This is a genomic window from Janibacter sp. HTCC2649 (assembly GCF_000152705.1).
Taxonomy (GTDB): Bacteria; Actinomycetota; Actinomycetes; order Actinomycetales; family Dermatophilaceae; genus Knoellia.
Genome location: NZ_CH672413.1, coordinates 4,148,907 through 4,166,266, shown reverse-complemented (window position 1 = coordinate 4,166,266; position 17,360 = coordinate 4,148,907). Strand labels below are relative to the sequence as shown.

The 17,360-nt window shown below is 68.5% G+C and carries 18 protein-coding genes; 10 read left to right on the top strand and 8 right to left on the bottom strand.

The window, feature by feature from the left end; translation table 11 throughout:
- Nucleotides 1–60 precede the first annotated feature (60 nt).
- The 3 genes from JNB_RS21095 to rimP form a co-directional block, all read right to left on the bottom strand.
- Nucleotides 61–351 (bottom strand): YlxR family protein, encoded by a 291-nt coding sequence (locus tag JNB_RS21095; RefSeq protein ID WP_083784548.1) that lies wholly within the window; start codon nucleotides 349–351, stop codon nucleotides 61–63.
- A gap of 86 nt (nucleotides 352–437) precedes the next feature.
- Nucleotides 438–1,595, bottom strand: a complete 1,158-nt coding sequence (gene nusA / locus JNB_RS19880; RefSeq protein WP_009778340.1) for a transcription termination factor NusA — start codon at nucleotides 1,593–1,595, stop codon at nucleotides 438–440.
- Between the two features lie 2 nt (nucleotides 1,596–1,597).
- Nucleotides 1,598–2,161, bottom strand: a complete 564-nt coding sequence (rimP, locus tag JNB_RS19875) for a ribosome maturation factor RimP (RefSeq protein ID WP_009778339.1) — start codon at nucleotides 2,159–2,161, stop codon at nucleotides 1,598–1,600.
- A 113-nt stretch (nucleotides 2,162–2,274) separates the two neighbouring features.
- On the opposite strand from rimP, the gene JNB_RS19870 reads away from it, so the two are divergent.
- Both JNB_RS19870 and JNB_RS19865 read left to right on the top strand, forming a co-directional pair.
- Nucleotides 2,275–3,291, top strand: coding sequence for a hypothetical protein (locus JNB_RS19870; RefSeq protein ID WP_148232526.1), 1,017 nt, complete (start codon nucleotides 2,275–2,277; stop codon nucleotides 3,289–3,291).
- A gap of 47 nt (nucleotides 3,292–3,338) precedes the next feature.
- Nucleotides 3,339–4,211, top strand: a complete 873-nt coding sequence (locus tag JNB_RS19865) for an aminoglycoside phosphotransferase family protein (RefSeq protein ID WP_009778337.1) — start codon at nucleotides 3,339–3,341, stop codon at nucleotides 4,209–4,211.
- A gap of 39 nt (nucleotides 4,212–4,250) precedes the next feature.
- Here JNB_RS19865 and JNB_RS19860 read toward each other — a convergent pair whose 3' ends face one another.
- The gene (locus JNB_RS19860; protein WP_009778336.1) at nucleotides 4,251–4,934 is read right to left on the bottom strand and encodes a response regulator; all 684 of its coding nucleotides are present in this window, start codon (nucleotides 4,932–4,934) and stop codon (nucleotides 4,251–4,253) included.
- Complete coding sequence (locus JNB_RS19855) at nucleotides 4,927–6,606, bottom strand: sensor histidine kinase (RefSeq protein WP_009778335.1); 1,680 nt, start codon at nucleotides 6,604–6,606, stop codon at nucleotides 4,927–4,929. The genes JNB_RS19860 and JNB_RS19855 overlap by 8 nt, the downstream gene beginning before the upstream one ends.
- A gap of 143 nt (nucleotides 6,607–6,749) precedes the next feature.
- Between JNB_RS19855 and JNB_RS19850 the strand changes: the two genes are divergently transcribed.
- Nucleotides 6,750–8,108 (top strand): C4-dicarboxylate transporter DctA, encoded by a 1,359-nt coding sequence (locus tag JNB_RS19850; protein WP_009778334.1) that lies wholly within the window; start codon nucleotides 6,750–6,752, stop codon nucleotides 8,106–8,108.
- Nucleotides 8,109–8,178: 70 nt separating this feature from the next.
- Here JNB_RS19850 and JNB_RS19845 read toward each other — a convergent pair whose 3' ends face one another.
- A complete protein-coding gene (locus JNB_RS19845; RefSeq protein WP_009778333.1) occupies nucleotides 8,179–8,658 on the bottom strand; it encodes a (2Fe-2S)-binding protein in 480 nt (159 codons plus the stop codon).
- 8 nt (nucleotides 8,659–8,666) lie between these two features.
- Nucleotides 8,667–11,012, bottom strand: coding sequence for a molybdopterin cofactor-binding domain-containing protein (locus JNB_RS19840; RefSeq protein ID WP_009778332.1), 2,346 nt, complete (start codon nucleotides 11,010–11,012; stop codon nucleotides 8,667–8,669).
- A gap of 218 nt (nucleotides 11,013–11,230) precedes the next feature.
- Here JNB_RS19840 and JNB_RS19835 point away from each other — a divergent pair, with 218 nt between their 5' ends.
- Together JNB_RS19835 and JNB_RS19830 are read left to right on the top strand one after the other, a co-directional pair.
- On the top strand, nucleotides 11,231–11,680 hold the full coding sequence (locus JNB_RS19835; protein WP_009778331.1) for a hypothetical protein: 450 nt from the start codon (nucleotides 11,231–11,233) through the stop codon (nucleotides 11,678–11,680).
- Nucleotides 11,677–12,024, top strand: a complete 348-nt coding sequence (locus JNB_RS19830) for a helix-turn-helix transcriptional regulator (protein WP_009778330.1) — start codon at nucleotides 11,677–11,679, stop codon at nucleotides 12,022–12,024. Before JNB_RS19835 ends, JNB_RS19830 begins: the two co-directional genes overlap by 4 nt.
- On the opposite strand, the gene JNB_RS19825 is transcribed toward JNB_RS19830, so the two are convergent.
- Nucleotides 11,987–12,898, bottom strand: coding sequence for a LysR family transcriptional regulator (locus JNB_RS19825; RefSeq protein ID WP_009778329.1), 912 nt, complete (start codon nucleotides 12,896–12,898; stop codon nucleotides 11,987–11,989). The genes JNB_RS19830 and JNB_RS19825 overlap by 38 nt on opposite strands.
- A gap of 82 nt (nucleotides 12,899–12,980) precedes the next feature.
- Between JNB_RS19825 and JNB_RS19820 the strand changes: the two genes are divergently transcribed.
- The 5 genes from JNB_RS19820 to JNB_RS19800 all read left to right on the top strand — a co-directional run bounded on the left by JNB_RS19820 (nucleotide 12,981) and on the right by JNB_RS19800 (nucleotide 17,260).
- Nucleotides 12,981–13,838: an alpha/beta fold hydrolase gene (locus tag JNB_RS19820; RefSeq protein ID WP_009778328.1), complete on the top strand. Its 858-nt coding sequence runs from the start codon at nucleotides 12,981–12,983 to the stop codon at nucleotides 13,836–13,838.
- Entirely contained in the window at nucleotides 13,835–14,644 is an 810-nt protein-coding gene (locus JNB_RS19815; RefSeq protein ID WP_009778327.1) for an LLM class flavin-dependent oxidoreductase, read from the top strand. Before JNB_RS19820 ends, JNB_RS19815 begins: the two co-directional genes overlap by 4 nt.
- Before the next feature lie 143 nt (nucleotides 14,645–14,787).
- Nucleotides 14,788–15,402: a TetR/AcrR family transcriptional regulator gene (locus JNB_RS19810; protein ID WP_009778326.1), complete on the top strand. Its 615-nt coding sequence runs from the start codon at nucleotides 14,788–14,790 to the stop codon at nucleotides 15,400–15,402.
- On the top strand, nucleotides 15,399–16,403 hold the full coding sequence (locus JNB_RS19805; RefSeq protein ID WP_009778325.1) for an NADP-dependent oxidoreductase: 1,005 nt from the start codon (nucleotides 15,399–15,401) through the stop codon (nucleotides 16,401–16,403). Before JNB_RS19810 ends, JNB_RS19805 begins: the two co-directional genes overlap by 4 nt.
- Nucleotides 16,400–17,260: an alpha/beta fold hydrolase gene (locus tag JNB_RS19800; RefSeq protein ID WP_009778324.1), complete on the top strand. Its 861-nt coding sequence runs from the start codon at nucleotides 16,400–16,402 to the stop codon at nucleotides 17,258–17,260. The genes JNB_RS19805 and JNB_RS19800 overlap by 4 nt, the downstream gene beginning before the upstream one ends.
- Nucleotides 17,261–17,360 lie beyond the last annotated feature (100 nt).

The window sequence follows — 17,360 nt, the reverse complement described above, 5'->3', positions numbered from 1 at the left end:
AGCTCATTACTGAGTTCTCATCGGATGCTCATCAGCGTCAAACCACTCTCTTGTTCAGAGCTACGGTCGGTTCCCTGGGGAGGGTTGGTTGGTTGTCTGCTCGTGGGTGGCGATCCACTCCGCCACGGCTGCGGTGTCCAGAGGCACGCTGACACGCAGCGCACGCCCGAACGCCCGTCGTCGGACGGCGAGGTCGAAACAGTCTCCGGTGGGATGCAGCCATGCGCCGCGCCCCGGAAGACACCGTCGAAGATCAGGAACGAGAGCCCCTGGACCTCCGACGACCACTCGCAGGAGTGCCGACCGGCTATCCGAGACTCGACATCCCACGCAGGTGCGCACTGGCTCCATCTTTGACGATGTATGCCGTGTGCTCGCCTCAGCGTGCGACGCCCGAGCTCGGGGTCCAGTCCGGTCGGTCCCGTCCACTCTAGCGCCTAGCGAGCGTCCGGCGCGTCACCGGACGGCTCGGCGCCACCCTGACCGGCCCCTGCAGTGGGGTTGTCGGAGCGGATGTCGATGCGCCAGCCGGTGAGCTTGGCAGCCAGGCGGGCGTTCTGCCCCTCGCGACCGATGGCGAGGGAGAGCTGGTAGTCGGGCACGATGACCCGGGCCGCACGCAGCTGCCAGTCGACGATCTCGACCGACTGCACCCGTGACGGGCTGAGCGCGGAGGCGATGAAGGACGCCGGGTCCTCGCTGAAGTCGACGATGTCGATCTTCTCGCCATGCAGCTCGGCCATGACGGCGCGCACGCGCGCACCCATCGGGCCGATGCAGGCGCCCTTGGCGTTGAGTCCCGCGACCTTGGTGTGCACCGCGATCTTGGTGCGGTGGCCGGACTCGCGGGCCAGGGCGGCGATCTCGACGCTGCCGTCGGCGATCTCGGGGACCTCGAGGGCGAAGAGCTTGCGCACGAGGTTGGGGTGCGTGCGTGACAGGCCGATCTGGGGTCCGCGCAGTCCACGCTTGACGCTCACGACGTAGACGCGCAGGCGCTGGCCGTGGACGTACTTCTCGCCGGGGACCTGCTCGGCGACCGGCAGGATGCCCTCGACCGTGCCGAAGTCGACCGTGACGTGGCGCGGGTCCGGGCTCTGCTGGATGACGCCGGCGACGATGTCACCCTCACGACCCTTGAAGTCGCCCATGATCGCGTCGTCCTCGATGTCGCGCAGACGCTGGACGATGACCTGGCGGGCGGTCGCGGCGGCAACGCGACCGAAGTCGGTCGGGGTGTCGTCGAACTCGGGGCCGTACTCGCGGCGCATGCGCGGAGCCGGACGCTCCACCCGCTCCTCCGTTGCGCCTGCGGATTCGGTCGCTGGAGCAGCCACATCCGCAGACGCAGTGTCGGGGGTGGGGGTTTCGGCGGGGGCTTCGGGCTCCTCCTCGACGGGAACCTCGAACTCCTCCCGGGCCCAGATCGTCACGTGCCCCGTCTTGCGGTCGAGCTCGGCGCGCGAGTTGCGGTAGGCCCCGTCGGTGCGCTGGTACGCGAGGAGGAGGGCCTGCTCGATCGCGGGGATGAGCACGTCGAGCGAGATGTCGCGCTCGCGCTCGACTCCCCGGAGGACGGCGAGATCGATGTCCATGGTCAGTTCTCCTTGTCGGACGACGCGTTCAGGTCATCCTCGGGGGTGGTGGTGTCTGTGTCGTCCTTGCGCGAGAACTCGACCTGCACATCGGCACGGTCGATCGCGGCATACGCAAAGATCTCGTCACGTTCGGGCGCCTTCTTGACGGCCGGGACCAGCAGGGTGAGGTCGTCGTCGCCGGCGCGGACGATGCGGCCGGTGACGGGCTCACCGTCCTGCGGGGTGAGGACGACGAGGCGGCCAACATTGCGACGGAAGTGCGAGGCCGCGGTCAGCGGACGCGAGACGCCGGGCGAGGTGACCTCGAGCGTGTAGGGCTGCTCCCCGAGCACGTCGGATTCGTCGAGGGCATCGCTCACGGTGTGCGTGGCACTGGCGATCTCGTCGAGCGAGAGGGAGGGAAGTGTCTCGGTGACGTCACCGGTGACCTCGAGGGCACGGTCCACGACGACCCTGACGACGCGACGGCGTCCAGCGGGAGTCACGACCACCTCTTCGAGGACAACTCCCGAACCGTGCAGTGCACCGTCGATCAGCTCTTGCACTCCGGTGTCCCGGCTCATCGGTCTCCCTCTCTGTAGTTCTCGAGCCGCGGTGACCGTTGGCGTGGCCGCCGCAGCGACGCCCACTCTAGCCGGGGACGGCCATGCGCTTCCACGCGTGCGAGGATGCCGCCATGCGTGACGTCACCTCGACGGGCCCGGCCCCGTCCCGGCGCCTCGTGACGGCGGGGGCCCTCGGAGCAGTCGTCGCCGCTCTCTCGGGGTGCGGCATCCGACTTGAGGACGATGCCCCACACGTTCCGCTCGTGCCCACCCGTTCGCCCATCGACGGCGAGGACGCGCTGCTTCGGCTCCTGGCCGCACTGCAGTCGGCGGCCTTGGCACCGGTGGATCCGAAGGTGACGATCTCGGCCCTGCTCGCACCCCTGCACGGGCGGCAGGCCACCGTGTTGCACGACGCCTTGCGCCAGAGGGGCGTCCCCGAGGGCGAGCTCCCTGCTGCCACGCCGTCACCGACGTCGTCGGCGAGCGGGTCGCCGTCCCCGTCGGCCGCGGTGTCCCCCTCGCCCTCCGTCCCGGTCGCCCCCGCACCCCTGGCCACGGTCGAGGGCACGATCGTCGCCGCGGGCAAGGGGTGTGAGGCCGCCGAGGCTGAGCTGCGTCCGACTCTCCTCGCCGTGTTGGCGCAGGCCCACGCCGCCCTCGGCCTTGCGACACCCACCGGCACCGCGTCAACGGTGGCCCCTTCGGCTTCACCTTCTGCCGCGGCGGCCTGGTCGACTCCAGCGGTTCTCGCGCCCGTCATCACCGCGGTGCGCACGGCGAGCTACTTCCTCGAGATCGCGGCCGCCCGCTCAGACGTGGCCGTCCGCAAGGTCTGGACCGCGCACCTGGCCGAGCTCCACTCCCTCACCGCCGAGCTGGTCGAGGCAGCTGGTGACGCAGCCCCGGCGCCCGAGCTCGGTCTGCCACTCCCACATCCCGTGACGACACCCGCAGCATCCGCGACTCTGGCCACCGAAGCGATGGCCACCCTGCTCGGCGCGTTCGGCGCCGCGCTCCCGATGCTCAGCGCCGCCGATGCCGACGCGGCCACCGTGTTTGCGACGGTTCCCAGCTGGCTCGGCACCGTGGCAGCGCTGGCCCAGCGACACGGCATACCCCTCTCTGCCTTTCCCGGACTCGCGTGAGCGAAAGCCGGTCCAGCCCCCACGCGCCGCCGGAGTGGCTCACCTGGATGAGCCGCCTCCCAGCGGAGGGTGGACCGACGGGCGCGGACTGGGTGCGGAGCGTTGACCGACTCACCGCCGAGTGCCTCGAGGAGTGGGATCTCGCCCTCGCCGGGGAACCGATGACCGGGTGGACCGCCGTCGTCCATCCCGTGGTGCGCCGTGACAACCCCGACAGCGAGCCGCTCGTCCTCAAGGTCGGGTGGCCGCACGTCGAGTCCGCGCAGGAGCACCTCGCCCTGCGCGCCTGGGACGGGCGGGGCTCGGTCCGGCTCGCGGCCGCAGATCCGTCGCGAGGTGCGCTGCTGCTCGAGAGACTCGACTCGAGCCGGGACCTGGAGACCGTCGACATCGATGAGGCGTGCACGGCCATCGGTGGTCTGTATCGCGAGCTGCACGTGGCCGCGCCCCCGACGATCCGCACGCTCGCGGCCTACCTCGATCCGTATCTCACCCGGCTGCGCCAGCGCACGGACATCCCCCGACGCGTCGTCACCCGGGTCACGGGTCTGGCCAGGGAGCTGCTCGCCGAACCCGGTCCGAGGGTGCTGCTCCACACGGACCTGCACTTCCAGAACGTGCTGGCCGCCCGCCGGGCGCCGTGGCTGGCCATCGACCCCAAGCCGCTCGCAGGTGCGGCCGGCTATGAGCTGCATCCGCTGTTGCGCAACAGGTTTGACGAGCTCGGCACCGGCGCGTCGATGCGCTGGTCAGTGCGTCACCGGCTCGAGGTGACCTGTGACGCCGCGGGTCTCGACGAGGAGGTCGGGCGACTGTGGTGCATCGTGCGCTGCGGCGTCGAGGTCCTCTGGGCCGCGGTCGACGGTGACGAGGCCGAGCTGTCCAAGAACCTCACCCTGCTCAAGGCTCTCGACGACTGACGTGCTGCCTGGTGCAAGTCAGGTGCGAGTCAGGGCGAGTCAGGTGCGCCAGGCGTACTCGACCTCGGGACGACCCGCGCCGGCGTAGCGCGAACGACGAGTGGCGACCCCGGTGTCATGGAGGTGCTCGAGATAGCGGCGTGCCGTCACCCGACTCACGCCGAGCGTGGCCGCGAGCTCACTGGCCGACTGTGGCTGCGCCGAGTCACGCAGGGCAGACACCACCCGGCCGAGCAGCTCCTCGGACATGCCCTTGGGCAGGGTCGCGGCGCGAGCCGGGCGCACGGCGGCAAAGACCTCGTCGACCTCCGCCTGACTGCCGACCTCGGACGACGCCACGTGGGTCGCGCGGTAGTCGAGGTAGGCCTGGAGCCGGTCGCGCAGGGTGGCGAAGGCGAACGGCTTGAGGACGTACTGCACCACGCCGAGCGAGACGGCCGAACGCATGATGTCGAGGTCGCGTGCCGAGCTGACCGCGATGACGTCGGCGTGGTGACCTGCCGCGCGCATGGCTCGCACGACCTCGAGGCCGTGACGGTCGGGCAGGTTCATGTCGAGCAGGACGACGTCGATCTTGTTCTCCTGCAACGCTCTCATGGCTTCCTGGCCGGTCGCGGCGATGGCGACGACGACGAATCCCGGCACCCGCGCGACGCAGGTTGCGTGGGCTTCGGCGGCCACGGGTTCGTCCTCCACGACGAGGACACGCAGGGGCTCAGGCATCGACCCTCCCCAGATCGGGGCTGTCGGGGCGGGCCGCGGTGAGCGGGAGGCGGACGGCGAACCGCGCACCGGGAGGTCCCGTCACCTCGAGGGAGCCACCCAACCGGTCGATCGTCTGGGCGACGAGCGCGAGCCCGATCCCCCGGCGGCCGGCGCTGCCCTCGCCCTTGGTGCTGAAGCCGCGACGGAAGACCAGGTCGACCGTGTCCTCGGGCAGTCCCGGACCCGAGTCCGCGACCTCGAGGATGAGTGAGTCGGAGCCCGGGTCGGAGCTCCGCTCGACCCGGGCATCCACGTCGACCCGTCGCTCGGCGCCGGAGACGCCGGTCGTCACCGCGTCGAAAGCGTTGTCGATGAGGTTGCCGACGATGGTGACGACGTCCCGGACCGGCACGGCACCGGAGGGCCACTCGGCACCCGGCGCGATCCGCAGGTCGATGCCACGCTCGCTCGCTTGCGCGCTCTTGCCGACGAGCAGCGCCGCGAGCGCAGGCTCCGTGACAGCCGCGACGACGTCGTCGGCGAGCTGCTGGGTGACCGCGAGCTCGTCGGTCGCGAACTCGAGGGCGCGGTCGGTGTGCCCGAGCTCGATGAGCGAGACGATCGTGTGGATCCGGTTGGCCGACTCGTGGGCCTGCGACCGCAATGCCTCCGTGATGCCCCGCGCCGAGTCGAGCTCGCCAGTGAGGTGTTCGAGGTCGGTGCGGTCACGCAGGGTGGCCACGGTTCCCAGTCGACGCCCCTCCCACATTGCCGGCGCCGTCCCGAGGACGAGGACGCGCGCCTCCGTGACGTGGAGCTCGTCCTCGCGACGCTCACCGTCCGACAGTGCTGCGGTGAGGGCGGGTGCCAGCCCGAGCTCGGCGAGCGGGCGTCCGGTCGCACCCTCCGGAAGGCCGAGCAGTCGGACCGCTTCGTCGTTGGCGAGCTGGAGGCGACCCTTGTCGTCGACGAGGAGCAGGCCCTCGGTGACGGCGTGGAGGACGGCGTCGTAGTACTCGTACATCTCGCGCAGCTGCGCCTCCCCCAGCCCCAACGTCTGACGCCGGGTGCGCCGGGAGACGAGTCCGGTGCCGATCCCGGAGAGCAGGGCCGCCGCGCCCCCGGCGACGAGGAGGGCCGGGAGCTGCGCCTGCACCGCCTTGGACAGCTCGGTGCGCTTGATCCCGACGGAGACGAGGCCGACGACCTGTCCGGCATCGGAGTCGACCGGCACGACGACCCGACGGGAGGGGCCGAGGGTGCCGGTGTAGTCCTCGACGACCTCACCCCCGTGCAGGGCGTCATCGATGTGGCCCAGGAAGCGTTGGCCCACCTGGCGCGGGTCGGGATGGGAGAGGCGGACGGCGCTCGGCGTCATGACGACGACGAAGTCGGTCTGCGTCGCCTTGCGCACCTCTTCGGCGAACTCCTGCACGGGTGACGTCGACGACGGAGCAACCGGAGCCGCAGTCAACGCGTCGACCACCTCCGGGGTCGACGCGACCGTGCGCGCCACCGACATCGCCCGCGAGGTCGCCTCCTGCGTCTGTGCCCGACGCGCCTGCACATAGGCCGCGACCAACCCGACGGCGACCACGAGCAGCGCCACACCCACCTGCAGCACGAACGTCTGCGTGGCGACGCTCCACCGCGAAGGTGAGGCGCCCGCGCGAGGCGATCTCACCGGCATACCCACGCATGCGGTCGGCGGGTCACCTGCGTGAGGGAATCCCGGCACTCAATGAACACAACGGTGACCCTAGTCACTCCCGCCAGCAGACTCAGGGTCGCTCACCGATCCGGAACCACCGGGTCCCGACCCAGGAGACACCCGTGACCGACAACGTCGTCGTACGGCCCGCACGCCGGGACCGAACCCATTGGCTCTACATCGCCGTCATCATCGCCATGGTCGCCGGCATCGCCGTCGGGATCATCGCCCCCGAGTTCGGGGTCAAGCTCAAGTGGATGGGGACGGCGTTCGTCAACCTCATCAAGATGATGATCAGCCCGATCATCTTCTGCACCATCGTGCTCGGCATCGGATCGGTGCGAAAGGCCGCCCAGGTCGGCAAGGTCGGCGGCCTCGCCCTCGGCTACTTCCTCACCATGTCGACAGTGGCCCTCGCGATCGGCCTCGTCGTCGGCAACATCGTCAAGCCCGGCGCCGGTCTGCACCTCACCGACGAGCTCGCGTCGAGCGGCCAGAAGGCCGTGGGCGAGGAGCACACCTCCACCGTCGACTTCATCCTCGGGCTCATCCCCGACACGCTCGTCTCCGCGCTGACCTCCGGGTCCGTGCTCCAGGCCCTGCTCGTCGCCCTGCTCGCGGGCTTCGCTCTGCAGAAGATGGGTCGCGCCGGTGAGCCGATCCTCAACGGGATCAAGCACATGGAGCGTCTCGTCTTCCGCCTCATGTCGATGATCATGTATGCAGCCCCCATCGGCGCGTTCGGAGCGATGGCGGCCGTTGTAGGAGCCACCGGATGGGAAGCCCTGAAGTCGCTGGCGCTCATCATGATCGCCTTCTACATCACCTGCGCGATCTTCGTGTTCTTCATCCTCGGCACGATCCTCAAGGTCGTCACCGGCATCAACGTCTTCTCGCTGCTGCGCTACCTCAGCCGTGAGTTCCTCCTCATCCTGTCGACGTCCTCCTCGGAGTCCGCACTCCCCCGCCTCATCGCCAAGATGGAGCACCTCGGTGTCTCACGTCCGGTCGTGGGCATCACTGTCCCGACGGGCTACTCGTTCAACCTCGACGGCACGGCGATCTATCTCACGATGGCCTCGCTGTTCATCGCCGAGGCTCTCGACAAGCCGTTCGGCCTCGGCCAGCAGATCTCGCTGCTCGTCTTCATGATCATCGCGTCCAAGGGTGCGGCCGGGGTCACTGGCGCCGGTCTGGCGACCTTGGCGGGTGGCCTGCAGTCGCACCGCCCGGACCTCGTCGACGGCGTCGGCTTCATCGTCGGCATCGACCGGATGATGAGCGAGGCGCGAGCCCTGACGAACTTCGCCGGGAACTCGATCGCCACCGTCCTCATCGGCCACTGGGTCGGCGAGCTCGACCGGCCCAAGCTCGACCGGGTGCTCTCCGGACAGGATCCGTTCGACGAGGCCACCATGGTCGACGACCGCGAGGAACAAGACCTCGTCGGCGACCCGGACTCGCAGACCGTCGGTCACTGAGCAGACAACTGCCCGCCGCTTCGTCCCTGGGGACGAGGCGGCGGGCAGTTCGCTGTCTGTGGGCGTCCGGCTACATGCGTGAGGCGCCGTCCTTGATGGCTTCACGGATGCGGGAGTAGGTGCCACAACGGCAGATGTTACGTATGCCGTCCAGGTCGTTGTCGTTGATCGAACGACCTTCTGCCGCAACCTTTTTCACGAGCGCGACGGCTGCCATGATCTGGCCGGGCTGGCAGTAGCCGCACTGCGCGACGTCACGGTCGAGCCAGGCTTCCTGCATGGGGTGCAGGTCGTCGCCGGGCGTCGTGTCGGCCAGGCCCTCGATCGTCGTCACCTCGTCGGTGTCCTTGATGTCGGACACCTTGACCGAGCACGGGTTGAAGGCCTTGCCGTTGATGTGGCTCGTGCACGCCTTGCAGACGTTGATGCCACAGCCGTACTTGGGGCCGGTGACGCCGAGGACGTCGCGAAGGACCCAGAGAAGTCGGACGTTGTCCTCGATGTCAACGGTGACGCGTTCTCCGTTGAGGATGAAGGTTTGCTCAGGCATGTCGATCCTCAGTAGGTGTAGGAGAGGCCGTCGGTCGGCGACTCGGGGACGGAGGGGATGAAGGTCTTGACCTCGAAGGCGATCGGGTCGTTGTGGTTGATCGGGAACGTCGTGGGCATCGTGCCGGTCGCTCGCGCGTAGGCACAGGCCACCGCTGCGAAGGACGCCGCGACGCCGGCCTCGCCCACGCCACCGGGGGTGTCCGAGGTGGAGTCCATGATCACGACGCGCAGGTCTGGTGGGGTGTTCCACTGGCGTGTGTAGAAGTAGTTGTCCCAGCTCGCCTCGAGGAAGTGACCGTCCTTGAGGTGGCAGCTCGCGGTGAGCGCCATGGCGAGACCGTCGTTGAAGCCGCCGATCATCTGGGCCTCGACACCGGTCGGGTTGACGACGAGTCCTGCGTCGATGCCCACGACCGCCTTGGTCAAGCGCGGTCCACCGACACCGTCGCGGATGCGTCGGTTCACCGTCTCCGGTCTGCAGTCGATCTCGACGAGCACCGCGGTGGCGCCCTTGTACTCCTTGTGGATGGCGATGCCCTGGGCCATGCCGGCCGGCATCTTGCGACCCCACTGCCCCTCTGCGGCGACCTTGCGCAGCACCGCCTTGACCTCCTCGTCCTTGAGGTGGGCGAGGCGGAACGCCAGCGGGTCCTGGCCCGACATCGCGGCCAGTCGGTCGATGACGAGCTCGTTGGCGGTGCGCACGTCGGGTGAGTAGATGTTGCGCATCGCCCCCGTCGAGAAGCGCTGGTCAGTCTCGTTGAGCAGCTGGGTGACGACGCCGAAGTTGTAGGGGATCTCCTGGGTCAGCTGGAAGACCGTCTCGGCCACCGAGAGGTTGCCCAGACCGGTGGGCAGCTTGGCCGCGATGGACGAGAAGAGGTCACCGAAGCCGTGGCCGAAGTCGGTCTTGACGCTCGTGTGGCGCTGCTCGAAGGACAGCACCTGGCCGGCGAGGACCGTGGCCCGCACTCGCGAGGTGCACATGGGGTGGAGGCGACCCTGTCGCGGCTCGTCGGCGCGGTGCCAGAGCAGCTTGACCGGCTTGCCCATGGCCTTGGAGATCCGCGCGGACTCGACCGCGGCGTCGGCGAACAGCTTGTGGCCGAACGACCCACCGCCGGTGATGACGTTGACCTTGACCGCCGAGATCGGCAGGCCGACGGCTTGGGCGATCTCCGCCTGCGCGACGATCGGGGCCTTGACGCCGGCCCAGACCGTGGCCGAGTCGGCCCGAACGTCCGCGATGGCGGCATTGGGTTCGAGGGCAGCGCTGCTGCGGAACATGAACGTGAAATTGGCGTCGACGGTTTTCGTCAGGATCGGCACCGTGGGCACGACCATGGGAATCTCGGCCTTGCGTATGCCGGCCAGCACCGTTGCGTCGCTGGCTCCCGCGACTGCCCCGCCCGACCACTGCGCGTCCACCGCGCGAACGGCGTCGATGCACTGACCGAAGGTCTTGGCCCGGATCGCGACCCCGGAGGACACGATGACGACGTCCGTCACTCCGGGCATCGCTCGCAGGGCGGCCAGGTTGGCGACCGAGATCGGCACTCCCTTGTGCGTCGGGGGGCGCGCGACCATGGTCGGCAGCGCGTCAGGGACGTGGAGGTCGAGGGCGAAGTCCTTCTTGCCGGTGACGATGTCGCGCGCGTCCGTGCGACCTCTGCTCGTGCCGATGACACCGAAGGAGCTGCGCGCCTTGAGGGTCACCGGGATGGTGAGGGTGACGGCGCTGGCGGCGGCCTTGGCGATCGCGCCATAGGTCACCGTGCGGCCGTCTGCCGCGCTGATGACACCGGCCTTGGTCGTCAGCGTCGACGGGCTGACACCCCAATGGGCCGCGGCCGTGTTGACGAGCCGCGTGCGTGCCGTCGCTGCTGCGACGCGAATGGGGGTGAAGGTCGTGAACGTCGTGCTCGAGCCACCCGTGAGCTGGTTGAAGACCAGCTCCTGGCGAGCCGGCGCCAGGGTGACGTTGACCCGTTCCACCGGGAGGTCGAGCTCCTCGGCGATGATCATCGCCGTCGAGGTCGTGATGCCTTGCCCGACCTCGGTGCGCGGGATGGCGAAGGTCGCGGTGCCGTCCTCGTTCACGACGATGGCGATGAGGCCCGATGTCGGCACGGCCGCGAGGTTCTGCGCGTCGAGCAGGTCGAACAGCGAGGCGATCTGCGGCGGCGACGGAACCGCGGCCTCACTCGTCTCTGCGCGGGACAGCTCGACCGCGACCATGAGGGTCGATCCGGCGATGACGTAGCCGAAATGACGGCGGCTCAACCCTCGTCTCGGGGTGTCCTCGGGGTCGGTCGTGGCAGGGTTTTCGGCGAACTCGGGGCGATCGGCCATGTACTGCTCCTGACGGGTGCACGGCGACGGCGTTGTCGCAGCGGGGTCACCAAGAGATCAAGCGATCAACTAGGTAACCGTCAGTAACCCTAGGTCGACTTCGTCGCGTCGGCATCCCGAGGACTGTTCGATCACACCCTGATGCAACTGCACGGTTGCACCTTGAACGTCTCTGTGCAACTCTGAAGTTGCACATCAGTCACCGACCGGAGGACCTCATGAACACCGACCAGATCCAGGACACCATCTCCCGCGAGATCCAGATCGACGCACCCCGCGCCATCGTGTGGGAGCTCGTCTCCCAGCCGGGCTGGTGGATCAACGACGGGGCGATCACCGACAACACCGTCGAGGAGAAGGACGGCGTCTGGCACGTCACCAACGCCACGCACGGCCGATTCCCCCTCCTCGTCGACGACACACGCGAGCAGAGTTACGTCGCGTTCCGCTGGGCACCGTGGGACGAGCGCGCAGTGGAGACCGGCAACACGCTCGTCGAGTTCTTCCTCGAGGGACCCGACGACGGGCCCGTCACCGTGCGCGTCCTCGAGAGCGGCTTCGCCTCGATCGACCTCGCACCAGAGAAGGTCGCCGAGAACTACCGCGACAACGAGTCCGGTTGGGAGACCGAGCTCGGCGCCCTCAAGACGCACCTCGAGGGGCGATGACTCCTGCGCCACAGCTCGAGGACACCGCGACCCGGGTGTTCGCGGCCCTCGCCGACCCGACTCGACGCACCGTGCTCGAGTCCGTGTCGGGACGCGGGTTCGCGACGGCAACCGCCGTGGCAGGGGGGCTGACGATCTCGCGGCAGGCCGTCCTCAAGCACCTCACCGTGCTGGCGGACGCGGGCCTGGTGGAGTCCTCCCGGACCGGACGGGAGGTGCGCTTTCGAGTGCGACCCGAACCCTTGCGGCACACGGCATCGTGGTTGGCGGATCGCGCGGACTCCTGGGACGACCGCCTCTTCGCCCTCAAGGCAGAGGCGGAGAAGCGCTCCGGGAGAGGGTGAGCTCGGCGACGAGTTGCGCCCCCGCGTCGACGGCGAGCTCGCGGAATCGGAGGGCCACGGGCGAGAGCGTCCCGCGAGAGAGCAGGTTCACGACGCGGTCGGGCACAGCGTGCTCCAGCGGGTGGAAGGTCAGGGCTGGGTCGTTGCGCTGACCCCACACCGCGAGCACCGGCATGACGGCGACGCCGAGTCCCGCGCGGACCATTGACGTGATGCCCTGGTTGTCGGCCGTACGGAACACGATGTCGGGGACCACCCCGGCGGCGTCGAGGGCGCCTTCCACCACGGCCTGGTCACAGATCGCCGGCAGGGCGACCATCGCCCGACCGTCGAGGTCCGCGAGCGCCACCGGACCCTGGCCCAGGAGGCCGCGCGGTGCCAGCACGACGTGCTCGTCCCTGAAGACCTCGACCCGGTCTGCGTCATCGGGCCCCCCGCTGTCGAGGAAGACGAGGTCAAGAGCGTCGAGCGGTGGCTGCTCGGTCTCGTCCTCGAACAGGCGGATGTCCGCATCCGGGTGCTCTGCTCGCAGCCGCTCCACGACGTCGGGCAGGATCACGTTGGTGACCGTCTGGAACGTCCCGACGTCGACGCGCCCACCGCCGGCGTGGAAGCGATCGATGACATCGCGGGCCGCCTGCTCCCCCGCAAGCAACGGTTCCGCCTGCGACAGGACCAAACGGCCGAGCGGGGTGATGAGCGGCCTCCGGGCTCCACCGGGTCGGTCGAAGACGGCGCCGCCGACTCGACGCTCCAGCGTGGCGATCTGCTGGCTCAACGAGGACTGCGTGTAGCCGAGCTCTGCGGCAGCGCGGCCGAAGGTCCCGAGGCGGGCGACAGCATCGAGGGCGGCCAGGAGTCGAAGATCCAACATCGCAGCAGTATCGCCCTAGACGATCATCACCATCAAGAACCATCGCTTTTCACGACCTTGAGATCGCTCTAGCGTCAACCTCATGAACCAGCTGATGAACCCCGAAACGATGATTCCCGTCGGCGACGTCGAGCTCTGCATGCAGACCTTCGGCCACACCCGCGACCCGGCGATCCTCCTCATCCACGGCGCCGCCGCCTCGATGATCTGGTGGGAGGACGAGCTGTGCGAACGGCTGGCCACCCGCGGAAGGTTCGTCATCCGCTACGACCAGCGCGACACAGGACGTTCGACGAACGACCCGGCCGGCCACCCGGCATACGACATGAACAACCTGGCGGAGGACGCCATCGGCATCCTCGACGCGCTCGGCGTCGAGAGGGCACACATCGTGGGGCGGTCCATGTCGGGCGGAACAGCGCTCATCCTGGCGGTGGACCACCCCGACCGCGTCGAAACGGTGACCTTCATGGCGACGACGCCGGGCGATCCTGACCTGCCTCCACCCACTCCGGAGTTCATGGCGGCATTCGAGGAGGAGGCGCCGGGCCCGGATGACCGCGACGCCTGGATCGACTACACGGTCCGGGTGATTCGGACCTTCTGGGGTGACTCTCCGTTCTTCGACGAGAAGCAGGTGCGCGCCCTCGCCACCCTCGACGCGACCCGCACCCGCGACCTGGCCAGCACGAACAACCACTTCGCCATCGAGACCCCCGGGCCGCGCGGCGGTGGGTACGACGATGTCGTGGCACCTGCTCTGGTCGTCCACGGAGACATCGATCCCGTGTTCCCCCTCCCCCACGCGCTGGCGCTGCGCGACTCACTCCCGTCGGCCGAGCTCCTCGTCCTCGAGCAGACCGGGCACGAGTTGCCGTCGGAGCGGTGGGACGAGTTCGTCGCTGCACTGGTCTCCCACACCGCTCGGAGCGCGCGATGAAGGCCGGCGTCTGGTTGCCGCTCTTTGACGAGCTGGCCGAGCCGCGCGTCATCGCCGACCTCGCGGTCGACGCCGAGGATGCCGGGTGGGACGGGTTTTTCGTCTGGGACCAGATCGCCTGGCGCGCACCGGTTGTGGCCGTTGGCGACCCGTGGGTGAGTCTCGTGGCAGCGGCCACGGTCACGTCACGGATCGCCCTCGGGCCAATGGTCAGCCCACTCGCTCGACGTCGCCCGACCAAGGTGGCTCGAGAGACCGTGTCGCTCGATCGGCTCAGCAACGGGCGGCTCGTCCTCGGCGTCGGGCTCGGCAGCGACCGCTTCGCCCAAGAGTACTCGCGCACCGGCGAACCCGTCGAGGACCGGACCCGCGCCGAACGGCTCGACGAGACGCTGGAGATCCTGCAGGCCGCGTGGACCGGAGAGCCCGTCCACCACCACGGAACCCACCACCTCGTCGACGACCTGACGTTCGAGCCGAGGCCGGTGCGCGGCACGATCCCCGTCTGGGTCGCGGCCTTCCCGGGGAACCTGCGTCCACTGCGTCGGGCGGCGCGTTTCGACGGCTTCTTCCCGGTGAACCTCACGTCCTCCGACCAGCTGGCCGAGGCGGTGGACCGGGTCCAGGGACTGCGCGCGGACCCGACGCGGCCGTTCGAGGTCGCCATCGACCTTGCCCCCGGCGTCGATCCCGCGCCGTGGGTGGCCGCCGGCGCCACGTGGGTCCTCACCGATCTCGACCCGGCGACTCTGCGGCTCGACACGGTGCGAGCCATGGTGCGCGAGGGACCAGCGAAGAGTCCCTGACCGGCTGGCTCCACGCTCCATACGCTCGCGCGGACACCGACTGGTCGACGGCCCTTGTCACTCTCCGGGGGTCTGCGTCGGAAGAATGAATTACGATCGTACTATTATGACGTCATCAAGCGTCAGAGAAGGAGATGTGTGACATGGCGAGGTACGGCACAGACCACAAGGAGGCGACCCGGCGCAGGTTGATCGCGACCGCCGGCCGCCGGTTCAAGAGCGACGGCTTCGATGGATCCGGCATCTCCACCCTGGTCGCCGATGCCGGATTGACCAACGGCGCTTTCTACGGCCACTTCGCCTCCAAAGATGACTTGATCGCGAACGTCGTGGCTGAGCAACTCGCAGCGCAGACAGCGCGCATCGCTGCACTGCCCGCAGGACTCGCGTCCGTCGAGGCGTTCGTGGGCGCGTACCTCTCTCCTGCGCATCGCGACGACGTCGCCGGGGGCTGTCCGTCAGCCGCGCTTCTGGACGAGATCACCCGCTGTGACGAGGCAGCCCGCCAGGCCTACACGGACGGCGCCCGCACTCTCATCGCCGCAGTGGCTCGCCTCCTGGATTTCGGTGACGAGCAAGACGCGAACGCGCGCGCGGTCGGCCTGTTCGCCCTACTCGTCGCTTCGTTGCAAGCAGCGCGCGCCGTGACCGACAGCGACTTGTCCGACCGCATTCTGGTGGCCTCCCATGCCAACGCCATGACCCTGGCCACCGCCCCATTCCCTCCCTCAAGCTCCCAGGATCAGGACTCGAAATGAAGGCGTTCACCGTCACCAAGTACAGCCCAAACGGTCTGGAGGCGGCCGACATCCCCACGCCCGCGTTCGGCCCCCATGACGTCCTGGTCGACGTGCGGGCAGCAAGCATCAACCCGCTCGACAAGATGGTCCGCAACGGTGAGTTCAAGCAGCTCCTCAAGTACAAACCCCCCTTCGTCCTGGGTCACGACCTCGCCGGGGTCGTGACCCAGGTCGGGGCTGACGTCGAGAACTTCTCGATCGGCGACGAGGTGTATTCGCGGCCACGTGACCTGCGCATAGGCGCCTTCGCCGAGACGATCGCCATCGACGCGGACGATGTCGCCCACAAACCGACGTCACTCTCCTTCGAGGAAGCCGCCGCCGTCCCGCTCGTCGCACTCGCGGCCTGGCAGGCGCTCGTGGACGTTGCCGACGTCAGGGCGGGTCAGAGGGTCTTGGTCCATGCCGGCGCTGGCGGACTCGGTTCAACCGTCACCCAGGTGGCCAAGCACCTCGGCGCCCACGTCGCGACGACCGCCCACGGCAAGGACGCCGACAAGGTCCGCGCCCTCGGCGCCGACGAGGTCATCGACTACACGAGCACCGACTTCGCATCCGTGCTTTCCGGCTACGACGTCGTGCTCGATTCGCTTGGCCTGGCCAGCCTGGAGAAGTCGATGACCGTGCTCAGACCAGGGGGGCTGGCGATCAGTGTCGTCGGCCCGCCCGACCCGGCCTTCGCGACTCAGCTGGGCCAGCCCCTGCTCAAGCCGGTCCTTGCCTTCATGAGCCGCAAGATTCGCCGTCGGGCCAAGAAGTTGGGCGTGCGCTACTCGTTCCTCTTCATGAGGGCCAGCTGTGCGCAACTGGAGACCTTGGCGCAGCTCTACGACAACGGGACGATCCGACCCGTGCTCGATCGCACGTTCCCGTTCGCGGACACCATCGAAGCGATGGCCTTCGTCGAACAGGGCAAGGCCAACAGCAAGGTCGTCGTCACCCGCGGGACCGTCGCATGACCGCGCTCGGCAAGGACGCGGTCATCACGTCGTACGCGTTGGCCCCGAGCCGAACCATCGCCGTCGGCAGCACGACCTACGCCTACCGCGAACTCGGCCCGAAGGGCGGCATACCCGTCGTCTTCTTCGTGCACCTCGCCGCGACCCTGGACAACTGGGACCCCCGCATCGTCGACCCCATTGCGCAGAACAGGCACGTCATCACGTTCGACCAGCGCGGTGTCGGCGCCTCGTCCGGGAAGGTCCCCGACACCATCGAGGCCGCTGCCGACCACGCCTACGAGTTCATCAGGGCACTCGGCTTCGAGAAGATCGACATCTTCTCGTTCTCCATGGGCGGAATGATCGCCCAGGATCTGATCGTCAAGCACCCTGACCTCGTTCGAAAACTCGTCCTCACCGGGACCGGCCCTCGTGGCGGCAAGGACTTGGACAAGGTCGTGGGCACCACCTACTGGGACATTCTTCGTGCGACCCTGACTCGATCGGACCCCAAGGAGTTTCTCTTCTTCAACCGCGATGCAACCGGCAAGTCCGCCGGCAAGGCGTTCATCAAGCGGCTCGGGGAACGCACCGTCGACCGCGACCGGCAGATCGGCCTCAAGGCATTGCGGACACAACTCAAGGCGATTCAGAGGTTTGGCCGATCGGCCCCTTCGGACCTGTCGACATTCACCCAGCCGACGCTGATCGCCAACGGCGACAACGACCGCATGGTGCCGTCAGTGCTTTCTGAGGACCTGCACCGTCGCATCACGGGAAGCGAACTGGTCATCTACCCCGACTCCGGACACGGCGCGATCTTCCAGTTCCACCACACGTTCGCCCCGGTCGCTGCTGAGTTCCTGGCTGACTGAACCGCGTCCGAGGATCCAGGTCAAGGCAGGTTTGTCTGCGCCGATCGAATCGCTGTATCCCCAACTTCGCGAGGTTCGGACCTCCTGAGGGGCAGCCTCG